Source organism: Arthrobacter sp. TmT3-37 (assembly GCF_054510835.1).
This window is the reverse complement of record NZ_JBTNDU010000001.1, coordinates 548,266-565,846: the sequence shown is the minus strand read 5'-3', so window position 1 is coordinate 565,846 and position 17,581 is coordinate 548,266. Positions and strand designations below refer to the sequence as shown.

The 17,581-nt window shown below is 69.5% G+C and carries 22 protein-coding genes; 12 read left to right on the top strand and 10 right to left on the bottom strand.

Annotated elements, in window-relative coordinates:
• The first annotated feature begins 122 nt into the window (after nucleotides 1-122).
• The 4 genes from ACX80U_RS02705 (at nucleotide 123) to ACX80U_RS02690 (ending at nucleotide 2,605) form a co-directional block, all read left to right on the top strand.
• On the top strand, nucleotides 123-1,325 hold the full coding sequence (locus tag ACX80U_RS02705) for an acetoin utilization protein AcuC (RefSeq protein WP_459267308.1): 1,203 nt from the start codon (nucleotides 123-125) through the stop codon (nucleotides 1,323-1,325).
• Between the two features lie 51 nt (nucleotides 1,326-1,376).
• Entirely contained in the window at nucleotides 1,377-1,904 is a 528-nt protein-coding gene (locus ACX80U_RS02700; RefSeq protein ID WP_133081166.1) for an ArsR/SmtB family transcription factor, read from the top strand.
• A 190-nt stretch (nucleotides 1,905-2,094) separates the two neighbouring features.
• Nucleotides 2,095-2,307 carry a helix-turn-helix domain-containing protein gene (locus ACX80U_RS02695; RefSeq protein WP_133081165.1) on the top strand — a complete coding sequence of 71 codons (213 nt, stop codon included), beginning with the start codon at nucleotides 2,095-2,097 and terminating at the stop codon, nucleotides 2,305-2,307.
• Nucleotides 2,308-2,506: 199 nt separating this feature from the next.
• Complete coding sequence (locus tag ACX80U_RS02690) at nucleotides 2,507-2,605, top strand: 30S ribosomal protein bS22 (protein ID WP_003792170.1); 99 nt, start codon at nucleotides 2,507-2,509, stop codon at nucleotides 2,603-2,605.
• A gap of 127 nt (nucleotides 2,606-2,732) precedes the next feature.
• Here ACX80U_RS02690 and ACX80U_RS02685 read toward each other — a convergent pair whose 3' ends face one another.
• Nucleotides 2,733-3,545 (bottom strand): HAD family hydrolase, encoded by an 813-nt coding sequence (locus ACX80U_RS02685; RefSeq protein ID WP_133081164.1) that lies wholly within the window; start codon nucleotides 3,543-3,545, stop codon nucleotides 2,733-2,735.
• A gap of 55 nt (nucleotides 3,546-3,600) precedes the next feature.
• Here ACX80U_RS02685 and ACX80U_RS02680 point away from each other — a divergent pair, with 55 nt between their 5' ends.
• Together ACX80U_RS02680 and ACX80U_RS02675 are read left to right on the top strand one after the other, a co-directional pair.
• Nucleotides 3,601-3,858 carry a glutaredoxin family protein gene (locus ACX80U_RS02680; protein WP_133081163.1) on the top strand — a complete coding sequence of 86 codons (258 nt, stop codon included), beginning with the start codon at nucleotides 3,601-3,603 and terminating at the stop codon, nucleotides 3,856-3,858.
• 140 nt (nucleotides 3,859-3,998) lie between these two features.
• The gene (locus ACX80U_RS02675) at nucleotides 3,999-4,706 is read left to right on the top strand and encodes a redox-sensing transcriptional repressor Rex (RefSeq protein WP_459267307.1); all 708 of its coding nucleotides are present in this window, start codon (nucleotides 3,999-4,001) and stop codon (nucleotides 4,704-4,706) included.
• A gap of 21 nt (nucleotides 4,707-4,727) precedes the next feature.
• Here the strand turns inward: ACX80U_RS02675 and ACX80U_RS02670 are convergent, their stop codons facing one another.
• On the bottom strand, nucleotides 4,728-5,402 hold the full coding sequence (locus ACX80U_RS02670) for a hypothetical protein (RefSeq protein ID WP_208739163.1): 675 nt from the start codon (nucleotides 5,400-5,402) through the stop codon (nucleotides 4,728-4,730).
• Nucleotides 5,403-5,603: 201 nt separating this feature from the next.
• Nucleotides 5,604-6,161, bottom strand: coding sequence for a YceI family protein (locus ACX80U_RS02665; RefSeq protein WP_133081160.1), 558 nt, complete (start codon nucleotides 6,159-6,161; stop codon nucleotides 5,604-5,606).
• Nucleotides 6,162-6,320: 159 nt separating this feature from the next.
• Here ACX80U_RS02665 and ACX80U_RS02660 point away from each other — a divergent pair, with 159 nt between their 5' ends.
• From ACX80U_RS02660 to ccsB, 5 genes are all read left to right on the top strand, one after another.
• Nucleotides 6,321-6,998 (top strand): histidine phosphatase family protein, encoded by a 678-nt coding sequence (locus ACX80U_RS02660; protein WP_133081159.1) that lies wholly within the window; start codon nucleotides 6,321-6,323, stop codon nucleotides 6,996-6,998.
• A gap of 90 nt (nucleotides 6,999-7,088) precedes the next feature.
• The gene (locus ACX80U_RS02655; protein WP_133081570.1) at nucleotides 7,089-7,658 is read left to right on the top strand and encodes a TlpA family protein disulfide reductase; all 570 of its coding nucleotides are present in this window, start codon (nucleotides 7,089-7,091) and stop codon (nucleotides 7,656-7,658) included.
• Nucleotides 7,659-7,691: 33 nt separating this feature from the next.
• Nucleotides 7,692-8,471, top strand: a complete 780-nt coding sequence (locus ACX80U_RS02650; protein ID WP_459267306.1) for a cytochrome c biogenesis CcdA family protein — start codon at nucleotides 7,692-7,694, stop codon at nucleotides 8,469-8,471.
• A 60-nt stretch (nucleotides 8,472-8,531) separates the two neighbouring features.
• Complete coding sequence (resB, locus tag ACX80U_RS02645) at nucleotides 8,532-10,253, top strand: cytochrome c biogenesis protein ResB (protein WP_244185875.1); 1,722 nt, start codon at nucleotides 8,532-8,534, stop codon at nucleotides 10,251-10,253.
• A complete protein-coding gene (ccsB, locus tag ACX80U_RS02640; protein WP_459267305.1) occupies nucleotides 10,250-11,281 on the top strand; it encodes a c-type cytochrome biogenesis protein CcsB in 1,032 nt (343 codons plus the stop codon). The genes resB and ccsB overlap by 4 nt, the downstream gene beginning before the upstream one ends.
• Nucleotides 11,282-11,657: 376 nt before the next feature.
• On the opposite strand, the gene ACX80U_RS02635 is transcribed toward ccsB, so the two are convergent.
• Nucleotides 11,658-12,104 (bottom strand): PLDc N-terminal domain-containing protein, encoded by a 447-nt coding sequence (locus tag ACX80U_RS02635; protein WP_133081157.1) that lies wholly within the window; start codon nucleotides 12,102-12,104, stop codon nucleotides 11,658-11,660.
• 30 nt (nucleotides 12,105-12,134) lie between these two features.
• On the opposite strand from ACX80U_RS02635, the gene ACX80U_RS02630 reads away from it, so the two are divergent.
• Nucleotides 12,135-12,440 (top strand): DUF4229 domain-containing protein, encoded by a 306-nt coding sequence (locus ACX80U_RS02630; RefSeq protein WP_133081156.1) that lies wholly within the window; start codon nucleotides 12,135-12,137, stop codon nucleotides 12,438-12,440.
• 132 nt (nucleotides 12,441-12,572) lie between these two features.
• Here ACX80U_RS02630 and ACX80U_RS02625 read toward each other — a convergent pair whose 3' ends face one another.
• The 6 genes from ACX80U_RS02625 to ACX80U_RS02600 form a co-directional block, all read right to left on the bottom strand.
• Nucleotides 12,573-13,457, bottom strand: a complete 885-nt coding sequence (locus ACX80U_RS02625) for a 1,4-dihydroxy-2-naphthoate polyprenyltransferase (RefSeq protein WP_133081155.1) — start codon at nucleotides 13,455-13,457, stop codon at nucleotides 12,573-12,575.
• Nucleotides 13,458-13,507: 50 nt separating this feature from the next.
• On the bottom strand, nucleotides 13,508-14,638 hold the full coding sequence (locus ACX80U_RS02620; RefSeq protein ID WP_459267304.1) for an AMP-binding protein: 1,131 nt from the start codon (nucleotides 14,636-14,638) through the stop codon (nucleotides 13,508-13,510).
• Between the two features lie 7 nt (nucleotides 14,639-14,645).
• Nucleotides 14,646-15,599, bottom strand: a complete 954-nt coding sequence (locus tag ACX80U_RS02615; RefSeq protein ID WP_459267303.1) for a 1,4-dihydroxy-2-naphthoyl-CoA synthase — start codon at nucleotides 15,597-15,599, stop codon at nucleotides 14,646-14,648.
• A gap of 61 nt (nucleotides 15,600-15,660) precedes the next feature.
• Entirely contained in the window at nucleotides 15,661-16,098 is a 438-nt protein-coding gene (locus ACX80U_RS02610; protein ID WP_133081152.1) for a VOC family protein, read from the bottom strand.
• A gap of 156 nt (nucleotides 16,099-16,254) precedes the next feature.
• Complete coding sequence (locus ACX80U_RS02605; RefSeq protein ID WP_459267302.1) at nucleotides 16,255-17,121, bottom strand: SGNH/GDSL hydrolase family protein; 867 nt, start codon at nucleotides 17,119-17,121, stop codon at nucleotides 16,255-16,257.
• Nucleotides 17,118-17,549, bottom strand: a complete 432-nt coding sequence (locus ACX80U_RS02600; RefSeq protein WP_459267301.1) for a PaaI family thioesterase — start codon at nucleotides 17,547-17,549, stop codon at nucleotides 17,118-17,120. The genes ACX80U_RS02605 and ACX80U_RS02600 overlap by 4 nt, the downstream gene beginning before the upstream one ends.
• Nucleotides 17,550-17,581: the final 32 nt, after the last annotated feature.

The window sequence follows — 17,581 nt, the reverse complement described above, 5'->3', positions numbered from 1 at the left end:
CCCGTCTGCCGGTCCTCCCGCCGAAGCGGCACGGTGACCGCCCCTTGTTGTCTTCCTGCAGTAGTAAAGCATCTCACCCGCGGGCATCGTCGGAATATCCGCCATCGCGTAGCCTTGCAGGGATGTCTACGCACTCCGGGCCAGCGGTACCCCTCCAGGTCGTCTGGGACGATTCGATGCTGGCCTACGACTTCGGTGGCCTGCACCCCATGAATCCGGAGAGGCTGCACCTGACGGCCCGCCTCACGCGGGACTGCGGACTGCTCGACCGCCGGGGCGTGACGGTCGCGCGGCCCTTCGTGGCATCGGACGAGGACCTCGCCTGCGTCCACAGCCCCGACTACATCAGCGCCGTCCGGCTCGTCAGCAGCAATCCGGACAGATCCGACGCCGCGCACGGACTCGGCACGGAGGACAATCCCGCCTTCGCCGGGATGCACGAGGCCAGTGCCCGTCTGGCCGGTGGTTCGCTCGGTGCCGCCGATGCCATCCTGCAGGGCACGACCGTGCGGGCGGTCAACTTCGGCGGCGGCATGCACCATGCAGCGCGCTCGCGGGCCAGCGGCTTCTGCATCTACAACGACGCCGCCGCCTCCGTCCAGCGGCTGCTCGACCGCGGCGCGCAGCGCGTCCTCTATATCGACGTCGACGCCCACCACGGGGACGGGACGCAGAGCATCTTCTGGGACGACCGCCGCGTCATGACGATCTCCCTCCACGAGACGGGCATGAGCCTCTTCCCGGGCACGGGCTTCGCCAACGAGACGGGAGGGCCCGGCGCCGAGGGCTACGCCGTCAATGTGGCGCTGCCGACCGTCGCGGGCGATGCCGCCGTCCTGCGGGCCTTCCACGCCGTCGTGCCGCAGCTCGCCGGGGCCTTCGCGCCCGACGTGATCGTCAGCCAGCACGGCTGCGACTCCCACCGTGAGGATCCCCTGACGAACCTCCGGGTGAGCGTGGACGCCCAGCACGCGATGATGGTCGCCGTGCGGGATCTGGCGGACCGCCTGTGCGGCGGGCGGTGGATCGCCACCGGCGGGGGTGGGTACGCACTCGCGAGCGTGGTGCCCCGCGCCTGGACGCTGCTCGTCGCGGTCGCGGCGGGCGCCGCACTGGGTCCGGGCAGCGAGGTACCCGCAGCCTGGCGCGAGTACGTCCTCGAGCGGCACGGGATCGATGCACCCCGCCTGATGGGGGACGGTGCGGATACGTGGTGGCGTTCCTGGGAGGTCGGCTACGACCCCGATGATGACCTGGACCGCACGGTGATGGCGACGCGCAAGGCCGTGTTCCCGCTGCACGGATTGGATCCCTGGTTCGACTGATGCGTCGGGTCGCAGGATGCCCGGCGGCGTATATATCGCTAGGGTAGGCGGATGGGTATCGATGATGTTTTCGCTGTCATCGCCGAAGGAACACGCAGGCAGATCCTCAAGAACCTGCGGGACGGCGACAAAGCGGTGGGGGAGCTCGTTGTCGAGCTGCAGGTGAGCCAGCCGACGGTGTCGAAGCACCTGAAGGTCCTGCGGGAAGCGGGACTGGTCACCATGAGGGCGCAGGGCCAGAAGCGGTACTACTCGCTGGATCCGGCGCCGCTCGACCACGTGCGGAACTGGCTCGCCGACTTCGAGGCGTCCGCGACGCAGGCAGGTACGGCCCTCGGGGAACCGGCCGGGGAGGCATCGGCCGACGCGACGCCGGAAGCAGCGACAGATGCGGATGTCGGCGCTGCCGGGGCCGCGGAGATCGCCGAGACCGGGGTGCTGGCTGCAGCGGTGCTCGCCGCCCCGCAGCCTCCGACCGGGGTCGAGGCCGTCCGGCCGCCCATCGGGAGGACCATGGGACGCGCAGCCGAGCGTGCCGCGGATCTGTTGTCGCAGCTGCGGCGGCGTCGCGAATCGTAGGGCCTTCCCACGACGGACGCCTGGGTGACGCACAGTCCTTTCACTTTGATCACAGGAGCCACTAGAGTTGTTCCTTAGGCGAAAATCCAGACAGCTCAGGACGACACGCCGGAGAGTCCCTCCAGGGGTGTCCTCCCCGATGCCGGTCTCAGGGTGAACAACAGCCTTCGTGCAAAGGAAAAGTGGTGAGATGGCAGACGGGAACAACTTCTCGGATGTGCAGTTCCTGACGGTCGCGGAAGTGGCCGAGCTCATGCGTGTCTCGAAGATGACGGTGTACCGGCTCGTCCATGCCGGTGACCTCCCTGCGGTGCAGTTCGGCCGCTCGTACCGCGTCCCCGAATCGGCGGTCGAGGCCTTCCTCCTCGCCGCGCAGGTCGAGGGCCAGTCCGAGAGCGCCTGAGGCCGGGTCCGCGCGTCCAGTCCGTTGTTCAAACGGATGTACCCTGTTAAGGAGCGTTTTGGGCGGGCCTAGGCCCGCTCGATTTATTGCATCATCCGGGCGACTGCCAGACGGCAGGTGCCGACGTCATGACCAGGGACGGCCTTCCGGCTACGAGCCTGATGCCGCCCTGGCAACAGAACAAGTTTGTGAGGACTCTATGGGTTCAGTTATCAAGAAGCGCCGCAAGCGTATGGCGAAGAAGAAGCACCGCAAGCTGCTTCGCAAGACCCGTCACCAGCGCCGCAACAAGAAGTAGGCAGGCGCCCGGCCATGAGCCGGGGTGTGCAGACCGGCCCGGATCCCCGCCCTCGAGGCGTCGGATCCGGGCCGTCGTCGTTCCCCGGCCCTGCGGATCGCGCAGAAGGCAGAGCCGGGCCGCGGCGTCAGCGGCCCCGGAAGCGTGAGAAGCCGCGCCACAGGCCGTAGACGGACCCGACGAGCGTGGCGGCGCTGAGGCCGAAGGTGGCCGCACGCCGACCGCTGCGGAAGTCGTAGACGGGCCAGTTGTTGGCGCGTGCATGACGGCGCAGCTTCCTGTCCGGGTTGATCGCGACGGGGTGGCCGACAGCGGTGAGCAGCGGGATGTCGTTGTACGAGTCGCTGTAGCCCCAGCACCGTGCGAGGTCGAGGTGCTCCCTCTCGGCGACCGCCAGGACGGCAGCGGCCTTCGCCGAGCCGTGCAGGAAGTCGCCCACCAGCCGTCCGGTGTAGAGCCCGTCGATGACCTCGGCCACCGTCCCGAGCGCGCCGGTCAGGCCGAGCCGGCTGGAGATGACGGCGGCAACCTCCACGGGCGTGCCGGTCACGAGCCAGACCTGCCGGTTCGAGGAGAGGTGCTGTTCAGCGAGGGCGCGGGCGCCGGGCCAGATCTTCGAGGCAATCATCTCGTCGTAGACCTCCTCACCGAGGGCCAGGATGTCCTCGTGGGCGATCCCGATCGCGAAGGCGAGGGCGGCCTCGCGCACCGCATCCACGTCGGTCATCGTCTCGCCGCGCATGATGAAGCGCAGCTGCTTCCAGGCCAGTCCAGCCGCGAAACGGAGCGTGAACGCCTTCCGCTGGTACATCTTGCGCGCTACGTGGAACAGGCTCGCGCCCCGCATGAGGGTGTTGTCGACGTCGAAGAACGCGGCCTCGCCCGGAGGCGGCGCCGGAGGCTCTGGGGAGGGCTGCGTGCCCTGGATGGCGTCCGGCATGCTCCGAGTCTAGTTCTTCGCTCCGCGGGCCTGCCCCCGCCAGTACGGTGGAGGCATGGAATCGACCGCTGATGCGCCGGGAAGCGGCGTCGTGCTTCTCACGCGCCCGGACTGCCACCTCTGCGAGGACGCGCGCGCAGTGGTGGACCGTGTGACCAGGGACCTCGGGATCGGCTGGCGGGAACTGTCCGTGACCGATGCCCCGGCACTCGGGCAGCAGTTCGCCGAGGAACTCCCCGTCCTGTTCATCGGTGGGGTGCAGCGTGACTTCTGGTCGATCGACGAGGCGAGGCTGCGCAGGCTGCTGTCCTAGGCCCTCCGGGTGCTGTCAGGGCGTGCCGGTCCGGCTTGGAGGCCCCGCGTCGTCGGCATACAGTGGTTCTACTTCCGCCCCGACGACGCCGGGGGACCAGGAACCACCGCCCGCTCGCGGTGGTGCTAGCAACGGAGCCGATGACAGTGACAACGCCGGACACGCCAGGCCTCCACCCCGTGGGTGATTCGTCACGCCATATCCCGCCCGCCTCGGTGGCCCGCCTGACCATCTATCTGCGGGCCCTCAACTCGCTGCTCGCCGAGGGGATCGAACGCGTGTCCTCCGAGGAGCTCGCGGATGCTGCCGGGGTCAATTCGCCCATGCTGCGCAAGGACCTCTCCTACCTGGGGTCGTACGGCACCCGGGGGGTCGGGTACGAGGTGCAGTACCTGAACCGGCAGATCTCGATCGCCCTCGGGCTGACGCTGGACTGGCGCGTGGCGATCATCGGCGCCGGCAACCTCGGCCGCGCGCTGGCGGGCTACTCCGGCTTCGTCTCGCGCGGCTTCGAGATCGTCGCGATCTTCGACGCCGACCAGCTCGTCGTCGGGTCCGAGGTCGGCTACCTCCGCGTGAGCGCCGTCGACGACCTCGAGGCCGTGCTGGAGCGGACCCGCACCAACATGGCGGTCCTGTCCGTGCCGGGAGCCGTGGCGCAGGAGCTGTGCGACCGCCTGGTGGACGCTGGGATCTCCAGCATCCTCAGCTTCGCGCCGGTGGTGCTCCAGGTGCCGCCGCACGTGCAGCTGCGGAAGGTGGACATGTCCACCGAACTGCAGATCCTCGCCTATCACGCGCAGCGGGCGCAGGAGACGGACCTCGATCCGATCTCCCGCGCCCAGTAGGTATTGCTGCGGAGGTCCCGCTCAGTAGCCGAGCTTCCTCGGTGCGAAGTAGGGCCGCGCGGGCTTCGCGTAGGTCAGGACGACGCCGGCCACGCCGAGGAGCATGACGATCACGCTCAGGGCGAGCGAGAGTCCTGAGGGCTGGACCGCGGCCTGGCCGGTCGCCTCTGCAGCCTGGCCCACGAGCGGGAGGAGGAGGAAACTGCTGAGGACGGACAGGACGTTCAGCCCTGCCAGCACGGTCGCAGTGATCCTCGCCCAGTTGTGGCCCTTCCTGATGAAGACGGCCAGCACGATGTACACGGCGGTGAAGAGGGCCGCGAAGACGATCCCCAGGCCCACGCCGATGGATGCTCCCGGAGCATCCGGCACGGGGGTGGTCAGGCCCGAGACGACGGACGCCACGAGGTAGAGGATGCCCGCCGCCAGGATGAGGTAGTACGCCCGCTGGACCTCCGCGGGTGCGGGACCTTTGTCCGCCGGGCCGGATCCCCCGGCGGGGGGCGTCGGGTAGGCGTAGCTGGAGGGCTGCTGCGCCGACTGGTAGTCGTACCGGCCCCCACCGTCGCCCTGTCCGTAGGCGCCGGGCCGGACGTGTCCGCCCTGGCCGGTACCGCCTGTGCCGGGTGCGCTCCACGGCTGTCCCTCGCCCTGCCTGTTGCCCTGCCCGTTCGGATCGTCCTGTGGCGTGCTCATCGCTGCGTCCTCCGTTGCGGTTCGAATGTCCATCCACCCGCCGGAGCCCCCATGGACGTGCCTTTCGTGGATGCGGTCATCGTCAGCCTAGTTCGTCGGCCGCGGCCGCGGACAGGGGCCGACGGCAACGGCCGACGCCGTCCAGGGGACGACGTCGGCCGTGAGCGTGCTGCCGGCCGGCCCGGCGGCCGGGATGCGGGACTAGACCGTGACGACGGCGGGAGCCACGAAGGCGGCTTCGATGGTGATGGTCACCTTGTCGCCGACGAGGACGCCGCCCGCTTCGAGTGCTGCGTTCCAGGTCAGGCCGAAGTCCTTGCGGGAGATGGTGGTGGAGGCGGAGACGCCTGCGCGGGTCGCGCCGAAGGGGTCCACGGCCACGCCGTTGAACTCGGCGTCGAGGACGACCGCCTTGGTGATCCCGCGGATGGTGAGGTCTCCGTGGATCTCGTAGGTCTCGCCGGAGCCGGTGTGGGAGGTGGAGACGAAGGTCATCTCGGGGAACTGCTCGACGTCGAAGAAGTCGGCGCCCTTGACGTGCCCGTCGCGGTTCTCGTCGCCCGAGGTGAACGACGCGGTCCTGATGGTCGCCGTGATGCTGGAATCCTCGAGGGAGGATCCGACGGTGAGGGACGCATCGACGTCCTTGAACGAGCCGCGGACCTTGCTGATACCGGCGTGGCGGACGCTGAATCCGACCTCGCTGTGGGCGGGATCGAAGGACCAGGTGCCGGAGGTGAGGCCTGAGGGGACAGTCATGATGAACTCCTGAGAAGTGGTGGTGGCGACGCTTACAGTGGATAGAAGCATGCGTATGCATGTTTTATTCCACAGATCGGTGGAATGTTCAAGTAAATGTACCGGTGTCCACTGCGCCCCGATTGGCCGTCGTGCGGGGACATGCGGGAAACTGGACCCATGCAGCGAGCAACCGTCCACCTGGTGCGCCACGGTGAGGTCCATAACCCCGAGGGCGTCCTCTACGGGAGGCTTCCGGAGTTCCACCTCTCCGAACTGGGCCGCCAGATGGCCCTGCAGGTGGCGGGTCACTTCGAGCAGCGCCGCGACGAGGGTGCCGACATCGTCCACCTCGTGGCTTCACCCCTGACGCGGGCCCAGGAGACCGCGCGCCCCCTCGCCGAGGCGCTGGGCCTGGAGATCGCCACGGATGAGCGCATCATCGAGGCCGAGAACCGCTTCGAGGGGATGTCGAGGATCAAGAGCAGGCTCCGCCAGCCGAGGTACTGGCCCCTGCTCGTCAATCCGTTCCGGCCGTCCTGGGGGGAGCCCTACGCCGAGCAGGCGGCGCGGGTGATGCTCGGGGTGCACGACGCCCGCCGCCGCGCCCTCGAACTCGCGGAGGGCGGAGGGGCGGACCGTCCCGCCGAGGCGATCCTCGTCAGCCACCAGCTGCCCATCTGGGTGACACGGCTCGCCGCTGAGCATCGCCGGCTCTGGCACGACCCGCGCCAGCGCGAGTGCACCCTCACGTCCGTCACGTCGCTCGACTTCGAGGGTGACTCCGTTCGCCGCGTGCGCTACGCCGAGCCCTGCGCCGACCTGCTGCCCGGTGCGGCGAATGTCCCCGGGGCGTAATAGAATTACTACACGTCGTAGAAATCATCGGAAGAAGCTGTGACACCAACCGCCCGTCCCCCAAAGCGCCGCCTCCTGCTCGAACTGGGCATGGCGCTCGCCGTCGTGCTGCCGGTTTCCCTGGTGGTCACCTCCTGTGCCGCCGAGGACCCGCTCGCACAGCAGGCCGCGGCCGGTGACGGCAAGAACTACATCGCAGGGGACGGCTCCGTCACGGAGTACGCGGCCGCGGACCGCGGTGAGCCCGTCGAGGTCTCCGGCACCCTGTTCGACGGGACGGACGTATCGAGCGCCGACTGGGACGGCCAGGTCACCGTGCTCAACTTCTGGTACGCCGCCTGCGCACCCTGCCGGGAGGAGGCCGCGGACCTCGTCTCGCTCCACGACGAGTACGCGCCGCAGGGCGCAGCGTTCTACGGCGTCAACATCCGTGACGAGCAGGCCACCGCAGAGGCGTTCGAGCGCAGCTTCGGCATCCCCTACGCGAGCTTCGATGACAAGGACGGGGGAGTGCTGCTCGGCATGACCCAGTACGTCCCGCCGCAGGCCGTCCCCACGACGATCGTCCTCGACCGGGAGGGGCGGGTGTCCGCCCGGATCCTCGGACTGGCCGACCGCGGTACCCTCAAGGCCCTGATCCATGATGCCCTCGCCGAGTAGCGCGCCCGCCGCGTCCCGTCCATGACGGTGGCCATGGCCGGACACGTTCCCCTCGCCGCGGGGAACGCCTTCGCCGACGCCGTGCTCAACGGCTCCATGCTCCTCGCCCTGCCGGTCGCGCTCCTGGCCGGTCTGGTGTCCTTCGCCTCCCCCTGCGTCCTGCCGCTGGTCCCCGGGTACCTCGGGTACGTCACGGGCCTGACCGGCGTCGACCTCGAGAAGCAGAAGAGGGGACGGATGCTGGCCGGGATCGGGCTCTTCGTGCTCGGCTTCTCGGTCGTCTTCATGGCCTACGGGACCCTGTTCGGGCAGTTGGGCGCCTTCCTGAGGGTGTCCCAGGGGTGGCTCATCCAGGTGTTCGGCGTCGTCGTGATCCTGCTGGGCGTCGTGTTCATGGGCGGTCTCTCCTGGTTCCAGCGCGAGAGCCGCGTCCATGCGAAGGTACCCGCCGGCCTCCTGGGGGCACCCCTGCTGGGTGTGACCTTCGGGCTCGGCTGGGCGCCGTGCATCGGCCCCACGCTCGGTGCGGTCCAACTCCTGGCGATCTCCGGGAACGACGCGACGGCACTCAAGGGCGCGGTCCTCACGTTCGTCTACTGCCTGGGCCTGGGCCTTCCGTTCCTGCTGATCGCACTCGGCGTACGCCGCGGCATGGGGGCCCTCGCCTTCTTCCGGAAGCACCGGCTCCTGCTGCAGCGGGCCGGGGGCGGACTCCTGGTGCTCGTGGGTGTCCTCATGGTGACCGGCATCTGGAACTTCTGGATCACCCAGCTGCAGGACCTCCTGATCGGCAACGTGGTCCTGCCGATCTGATTACCGGTGGCATCCGCCGGACACGCACGCGAACAATCGACATCATTCGGAAAGGGCACAGTGAAGCAGGACGTCTCACAGGATACGAGGGACACGGCAGGCGCCCCGGGCGCCAGGGCCGACGTCGTCCTGCCCTCACTCGGCGTCTTCGGCACCCTGCGGTGGGCGTGGACGCAGCTGACCAGCATGCGCACGGCGTTGTTCCTGCTGCTCCTGCTCGCCGTGGCGGCCGTTCCCGGCTCGCTGTTCCCCCAGCGCCCGGCGAACCCCGCCGTCGTCACGCAGTACATCCAGGACAACCCGGACACCGGGCCCGTGCTGGACTGGTTCCAGCTGTTCGACGTCTACTCGTCCGTCTGGTTCTCGGCGATCTACCTCCTGCTCTTCATCTCGCTCATCGGCTGCGTGGTGCCCCGGGCGATCGCGCATCTTCGAGCCGTGCGCTCCACGCCGCCACGTACGCCCAAGCGGCTCTCCCGCCTGCCCGTGTACGGCACGCTCGAGGTTCCTGCCGACCGGGCGCGTGATGCCGGCCTCACGCCGTCGTCCGCCGCCGAGCAGGCCGCCGCGGTCCTGCGGAAGCGCGGCTACCGCGTCGACGTGCGCGATGCCGGGACCGACCGCCCCTCCGTCGGCGCCGAACGCGGCCTCGCCAAGGAGCTCGGCAACCTCGTCTTCCACACCTCGCTCATCGGCGTCCTGGTGTCGGTCGCCGTCGGCGGGCTCTTCGGCTACAACGGCCAGAAGGTGATCGTCGAGGGCGACAGCTTCGTGAACACCCTGATCGGCTACGACAGCTTCAGCCCGGGCTCCAACTTCTCCGACGATCAGCTGGAGCCGTACTCGATCCGGCTCGACTCGTTCGACGTGCGCTTCGACCGCGAGCAGGAGAGCCACTACGGCCAGCCGCTCGACTTCACGGCGAACGTCACCACGCAGGACGGACCGGGCGAGGACGAGGCGCAGCAGGTCCTCAAGGTCAACGCGCCGATCACCATCGGCGGCACCAACGTCTACCTGGTCGGCAACGGCTACGCGCCCGTCGTCACCGTGCGTGACGGCGAGGGGAACATCGCCCAGCAGGGCCCCGTCGTCTCGGTCCCGTCCGACGGCCTCTACACCTCGCTGATCGTCATCAAGGCCCCGGACGCGAAGCCGGACCAGCTCGGCTTCGTCGGGTTCTTCCTGCCCACCGCCTTCGTGGACGAGAAGGGGGTCTCCTTCTCGCGGGACCCGGACCCCTTCAACCCGCAGCTGAACCTGAACTCCTACTACGGGGACCTAGGGCTCGACGACGGGACGCCCGAGAACGTCTACGTGCTGGACACCGAGAACCTCACCGAGCTCAACAGCCGCAACAACGACGACGGCGGGATCGTGCTCGGCGTCGGACAGACGTACGACCTGCCCGAGGGCAAGGGTTCCGTCACCTTCGACGGGCTCAAGCGCTACGTCGCCCTCGACATCCACCACGATCCCGGCGAGCTGGGCGCACTGGTCTTCTCGACACTCGCGTTGCTCGGACTCTCGGCGTCCCTGTTCATCGGGCGCCGCAGGCTCTGGGTGCGCACCGGCGAGCACCCGGACGGGCGCCTCATGGTCGAGTACGGGCTGCTGGCACGCGGTGAGGACCACCGCCTGCCGGCGGAAGGCGCAGCCGTCGAGAAGCTGCTGGCGGATCGCTTCTTGGTCCCCACCGGCAGCGCGGGGGACCATAGTCATCAGGACGCCGCACCGGCCGGCACGGGGCAGTCGCACACCAACGCAAAGGACAAGTCATGACACCACCAGTCAATGCCGAGCTCGGGCAGGTCAGTGAGCTCTTCATGCTGCTGGCCTCGATCGCCTACGTGGTGGCCCTGGTCTTCTTCGTGCTCGACCTCGTGAAGTCGAGCTCCACGATCGGCAGCCTCGAGACGCGGCTCGCGGACGAGCAGGCGGCGCCGGCCCGGTCCCTCGCGGGCGTGGGCGCACGAGGCGGGAGTTCGATCGCGGCAGCGGCAGGATCGCCGGCGACGGCGGACGCCTCGATGGACTACGGGTCGGGGCCCCGGCGCCGCTCAGCGCGCATCGCCGTCTCGCTGACGGTGCTGGCCGCCGTCGTCCACGGCGCCGCCGTCCTCACCCGGGCGATCGCCGCGCACCGTGTCCCCTGGGGCAACATGTACGAGTTCTGCACCACGGGTGCCTTCCTCGTCGCCGCCATCTTCCTCATCACGCTCACCCGCAAGGATCTGCGGTTCGTCGGTTCCTTCGTGGTGGGACTCGTGGTCATCATGCTCTGCGCCGCCACCGTGGGCTTCCCCACGCCGGTCGCCCGCCTGATCCCCGCCCTGCAGAGCTACTGGCTGATCGTGCACGTCTCCATCGCCGTGGCGTCCTCGGCGCTGTTCACCATCACGTTCGCCATGTCCGTGCTGCAGCTCCTGCAGACCTCCCGCGAGGCCAAACTCCTCGCCGGCAAGGCGGACACCGCGCGGTTCCTCCGCCTCGTGCCCTCCGCGCTGAGCCTCGAGAACCTGTCCTACCGGCTCAATGCCGTGGCGTTCGTCGGCTGGACCTTCACCCTCATGGCGGGCGCCATCTGGGCCGAGCAGGCATGGGGCCGCTACTGGGGCTGGGACACCAAGGAGGTCTGGACGTTCGTGATCTGGACCGTCTACGCCGGCTACCTCCACGCCCGTGCCACGCGTGGCTGGACGGGCACGCGTGCCGCCTGGCTGTCGATCGTCGGGTACCTCTGCATCGTCTTCAACTTCACGATCGTGAACATCTACTTCTCGGGGCTCCACAGCTACTCGGGAGTGTAGGCGCGGGCCGCGTATCGGCCGGTCGGAACGGGAGAGCCCCGCGGTGGATGCCGCGGGGCTCTCGCGTGTCCGGGAGCGCCCCCTCCGGCGGGGGTACAAGCAGGGAGCATGGCGTGCGGCCGGGGTGTCCGTCGGTCGCGCCGTCGGTCCTGCCCGAAGGGCGGCTTCGGTTTCCGCCCACTGATGAGGTCCGATCCGCGGGCATGATCGACCATGCCCACCGGTCGTTCGCGATCTGTGGGTGCTACGGGATCGGGCGCATGGGACGGTCCTGCCTGCCGCGCGACCTGTCGGACCTGCCCAGCGGCCGCCCGCGATCAGGGGGTGCGAGGGCTCTCGGCACCGGCGCAGAGGCCTGGCAGGCGGACGCAGGGTGTCAGGGGTGGTGGGCTCCCGCGGAACCGGACCCGGCGTCGTCGTTGCCTTCGCCGTCGTGCTTGTCGTCCTTCGGGGGAGTCTCCCGGCCGGCCTCGCCGGCCTTGGCCTCGCGTTCCTTCTGCTCCTGCTCGCGGCGGCGGCGCTCCTGCTCGCGGGCGCGCTGGCGGCGCTGCGCTTCGAGGTTCTGGAGGAAGGCCGGATCGTCGTCCGGCGCGGTGGGCGTGCGGGGAGCCGGACGCCGCGGACCGGAGGGACCCTCGCTGCGAGGACGTCCGAACAGGAACCACATCCCGGCCCCGATGAGCGGCAGGATGAGGATGGTCACGAACCACGCCGTCTTCGAGATGCTCCGCACCTCGTGTTTTCGGCTCATGACGCAGTCGATCAGTGCATAGATGACGACGGCGACCCCCAGGATCGCGGCGAAGAGCAGGAGGCGGGGCATGCGCCAATTGTAGGCGAGTAAACTTGGAGCGTGGCCTTCCTCAAATTCACCGCCCTGCGCCTGCTGCTGATCGTCGTGTTCTACGTGGCGTGCGTGCTGCTGGGCCTCGGATTGTTCCTGTCGGCGGTGGTGGCCGCGATCCTCGCCTGGTGCGTGACGTACCTGTTCTTCCGCACCCTCCGGGACGCCGCCGCCGCCACCCTGCAGCGGCGTTTCACGCCCGGCGCGCCGCCCGTGCGGTCCGCGGTCGAGCTCGACGACGCAGCGGCCGAGGACGCACTGGATCCCAACACCCCGGTCAATGCGGACCGGAAGCCGCGCGGCACCGCTGCCTGACAGGCCGTCTCGGGGCGCCGGCCGACGCGGAACATAGCGTCGGTCCCGGGGGACGACAGCCGCACGGCAACGCTGCCGAAGGCGGCCCGCCGGCACCCCGCCGGCACCCTCGGGCGGTCCGGCCGGCTCCGCCTAGGCGAGGACCGTCGTGACGACGATGCCTGCCGTGAAGAGGAGGCTGAACGCCAGGTTGATCAGGCCCGTCTGCTTCAGCACCGGGATCAGGCTCCCGCGCTTCTTGCCCGTGAGCATCAACCAGCTCGGCTGGAGGCACGCCGGGATCAGCAGCAGCACCAGCAGCACCCACGGGTAGTCGTAGCTGAGGAACAGGGGCAGCAGGACCGCCGCCGCGAGCATCATGACGTAGCTGATGCGGGCGGCCGGATCACCGAGTCGCACGGCGAGGGTCCTCTTGCCCACCACGCTGTCCGTCGGGATGTCGCGGACGTTATTGGCCATCAGGAGCGCCATGGCGATCAGGCCGGTACTCACCGCACCGATCCAGGCGGCGGCGCTGAGCTGGTCCGCCTGGGTGAAGGTGGTGCCGAGGGTGGCGACCAGCCCGAAGAAGACGAAGACGAACAGATCACCGAGGCCGAGGTACCCGTAGGGGTTCTTCCCTCCCGTGTATCCCCAGGCGGCCGCGATGCAGCCCACCCCGACCAGGAGGAGGATCCAGGCCTGGGCCAGGATCACCAGCGCCAGCCCGGCCAGCATGGCAAGGCCGAAGCACGCGAAGGCGGCGTGCTTCACCTGGCGGGGCTGGGCCACCCCCGATCCGGTCAGGCGGAGCGGACCCACCCGCTCGTCGTCGGTCCCGCGGATGCCGTCGGAGTAGTCGTTCGCGTAGTTCACGCCCACCTGCAGCAGCACGGACACGATCGCGGCGAGCACTGCGTTGAGCGGCTTGAAGGATCCGAGGCCGAACGCGGCCGCGCTGCCGATGATCACCGGTGCGAGGGCCATGGGGAGGGTGCGGGGACGGGCTCCTTCAAGCCATTGAGCGGCAGTCGCCACGGGAGGTTCCTTCTGGTCGGGTCGGTGGTGCTTCTGGTGTCCTCGGACGCTCAGGCGCGTTCGAGGAGCGAGCGGACGGTGCGGCGGTCCGGCTTGCCGCCGGGCAGCAGGGGGAAGGCGTCGAGCGTGACGATGGACTTGGGGACGGCGTGTGCCCCGAGTTCGACGTGGACAGCCTGGCGGATCACCTCGGCGTCGACATCGCCCACGATCGCGGCCGCGACGGCAGCGCCCCATTCCTCGCTCCGGATACCGAGCACGATGGCCTGCTCGACGCCGGGCAGGGCCTGGATGACGTCCGACACCTTTATGGCGGAGACCTTCAGCCCACCCGTGATGATGACGTCGTCGAGCCGTCCGTGCACGGTGACGGCGCCGTCGAGTGCCACGTCCCCGGCGTCGTCCGTGACGAACCAGCGCCGCCCCGAGTTGAACACGAACTTCTCCTCGGTGAGGGCGGGCGCATCGAGGTAACCGTCGGCGAGGACCGCCCCGCCGATGCGGAGACGCCCGTCCACGGAGCGGAGCTCGACGCCGTCGAGCGGGGTCCCGTCGTAGACACAGCCGCCGCAGGTCTCGCTCATGCCGTAGGTCTCGACGATCTTCAGATCCTGGCTGCGCGCGAGGGACCGCAGGGAGGTCCCGGCGGGCGCCCCGCCGAGCAGGATGGCATCGAAGCGGCGCAGGAGCCTCAGCGTCTCCGGCGACGGATCGGCCAGCAGGCGGTGGAGCTGCGTGGGGACCAGCGAGGTGAACCGGACGCGGTCCGTCAGCTCGGCGGCCGCATCGGTGAAGGCCTCTGCGGTGAAGCCGGCGGAGGTGTCCATGACCCAGGGCTGGGTGCCGGCGTACAGGGAGCGGACGAGGACCTGGAACCCGGCCACGTAGTGCACGGGGAGGGTGAGCAGCCACTGGCCCTCGGCCTTCAGCGCGAACGCGGTGCCCATCGCCGAGGCAGCGAGCGCGTCGACGCTGAGCATCGTCTGCTTGGGTGTCCCCGTCGATCCCGACGTGCTGATGACGGCAGCGATCTCGTCGTTCGGCAGGGTGCCGTCGAAGACCTGGCCCGGCAGTACATGGGGCGCGACGGCGGGTCCCTCGCCCGAGAGTGCGGCGGCGAGGGGTTTCAGCAGTCCCAGCGGGTCGAAGCCCTCGGGGGTGTGCACGGGAAGGAGTTCCACGTGGCTCCTAGAAGTAGTAGGGGAACGAGGACCAGTCCGGCGCACGCTTCTCGAGGAAGGCATCCCTCCCCTCCACCGCCTCGTCGGTCATGTAGGCCAGGCGTGTCGCCTCGCCGGCGAAGACCTGCTGGCCCGCGAGTCCGTCGTCGGCGAGGTTGAAGGCGAACTTCAGCATGCGGATCGCCTGCGGGCTCTGCCGGGCGATGTCCGCCGCGTAGGCCAGCGCCGTCACCTCGAGTTCCTCGTGGTCCACGGCCTCGTTCACCGCGCCCATCTCCACCATGTCCTGCGCAGAATACTCGCGCGCCAGGAAGAAGATCTCACGTGCCCTCTTCTGCCCGATCTGCCGGGCCAGGAGGGCCGACCCGTATCCCGCGTCGAAGCTGCCGACGGTCGCATCGGTCTGCTTGAACCGGCCGTGCTGCGCCGAGGCGATGGTCAGGTCCGCCACGACGTGCAGGCTGTGGCCACCGCCCGCCGCCCAGCCGTTGACGACGGCGACGACGACCTTGGGCATGGTCCGGATGAGCCGTTGCACCTCGAGGATGTGGAGGCGCCCTGCACGGGCAGGATCGATCGTCTCCCCGGTCTCGCCTTCCGCGTACCGGTATCCGTCACGGCCCCGGATGCGCTGGTCGCCTCCCGAGCAGAAGGAGTGGCCGCCGTCGCGGGGGCTGGGACCATTGCCGGTCAGCAGCACGGTCGCGACGTCGGGCGTCATGCGGGCGTGGTCGAGGGCGCGGTACAGCTCGTCGACGGTACCCGGGCGGAACGCATTGCGGACCTCAGGACGGTCGAAGGCGATGCGCACGGTCGGGAGGTCGCGCACCACGGCGCCGTCGGCGTCGCGCTCCACCTGGCGGTGGTAGGTCATGTCCGCGAAGTCGTCGAAACCCGCCACGACCCGCCAGCGGGTCGGGTCGAAGATGTCGGATACCTTGGCGGGCAGCTCTGAAGTCACCCGTCGAGTCTAGCGGCGGAACGGCGCCGACCCGTCCCGCCCCCGGCGTCGTACGGGGGCGTCAGGCGATACAGAACTCGTTGTCCTCGGGGTCGAGCATGACGTACCAGGCGTGCGGTCCCTGGGAGTGCCGTGCCAGGTAGCGGGCGCCCCGCGCCTCGAGCCGGGTCCGCTGCTCGTCCCGGTCGGCTCCGCCGAGGTTGATGTCCAGGTGGACCCTGTTCTTGGCGACCTTGGGTTCGGGGACCGGCTGGAACAGGATGCGCTCCCGGCCGGCCCGGCCGACGTCGTCGGCCCGGCAGATCGCCGTTCCGTCCTTCCAGACCCGCTTGCCGCTGTGGACGATCACGTCCGTCTCGCTGGCGAAGCCCTCCGCGATCATCCGGTCGAGGAACGCCTCGTCGGTGGGTTCGACGACCCAGTCGAGGGTCTCCGCCCACCAGTCCGCCTGGGCGTGCGGGTCCGTGCAGTCGATCGAGATCTGGATGGAGAAGGGCATGGCGACAGGGTAGGCCCACCAGCCCTGTTTCTGAAGGGGCGGGCCGGCGGAAGGTGTCGGGGGAGCGTCCCGGACGTGCACGAGGGGTGTGCGGTCGACGTCGGCAGCCGTCCCGGTGACTCCGCCGGACCCCCGCGCGCCCGGCGGACGGAGCCCCTAGCGCTGCAGTTGGGAGAAGTTCACGGCACTGCGTACCGCGGGGTAGTACCCGGATTTGTAGCCCTCCGCGGTGGGATGCAGGTTGTCGGAGGCTCCTGCCTGGAAGGTGATCCAGGGGTCCGTGGAGCCGAGCCCGTGGCCCTCGAACTTCGGGACCAGGTCGACGAAGGTGAAGCCGTGCGTCTCGGCCTGGGTGCGGATCACGGCGTTGAGGGCATCGGTGCCCGCGTTGAACGCGGTCTGCGAGGCGATCGGGATGACCGGGGTCCCGAACTCGGGGGAGAACAGGTGGGGGTAGCCGGTCACGACCACCGTGGCATTCGGGGCCGCCGCGTCGATGGAGTCGTACAGGGCATCGAGGGTGCGGTCGAGCACGGGGAGCGCGGCGGCGTTCTTGGCCGCGATGAACTGTGCGCAGATCGCGGGGGACTGGGTTGCACACACCCCTGCGACCTCCCCGAAGCCAGCGTCGTTGCCGCCTGCCGAGATGGTCACGAGATCGGTGTCCGCCGACAGTGCTCGGGCGGCGGTCGTGCCCGCCACCTGCTCCGGGAGGTCGACGGCGCCGCCCGGCTCCGTGACGACCTTCGCTCCGGCGCAGGTGGCATCGGCGACCAGGTCGACCTGCTTCTTCCCGTCGAGGATCCCGGGCAGTCCGAGTGGCGACTGGCCGCAGCCGTTGACGTACGAGCCGGCACCGAATCCTGACGCGTAGGAGTCACCGAGGGCAACATACGACAGGGGTGCCTTGGGTGCGGCTGCGGGGGGGCCGGCGGCCCCGCCGACCAGCGCCGCCGACGTCGCGAGAGCGAGGGCGACGAATCGGGTGGAACGGGTCCTGCGGGCACGCGTGGCGGAAGTCATGGCCTAACGGTACTCGCGGAATGCGGCTTGTCCAGGAGCAGGTTGGTGATGCGGAGGGTGCAGAGCCGCTGCCCGGCGTCGTCGGTCAGCAGCACCTCGTGCGTGGTCAGGGTGCGGCCGAGCTGGATCGGCGTGGCGGTGATCGTCACCGTTCCCTCGCGGGCGCCGCGGTGGTGCGTCGCGGAGACGTCCACCCCTACAGCAGTCTTCCCGAGGGTGGAGGCATGGATGACCGCCGCCCAGGAGCCTACGGCTTCTCCGACCGCGAGCGACGCCCCTCCGTGAAGGAGGCCGAAGGACTGTCGGTTGCCCTCCACCGGCATCGTCGCGACGACGCGCTCCGCCGACTGCTCCAGGATCACGACACCCATCTTCTCGTCGAGCTCGCCGAGCGTGATGGTCCATGGGGGGAAAGACTCCTGGCTCATCGCCTGTGAACTCCTCGTGGTCGGGTACCCGG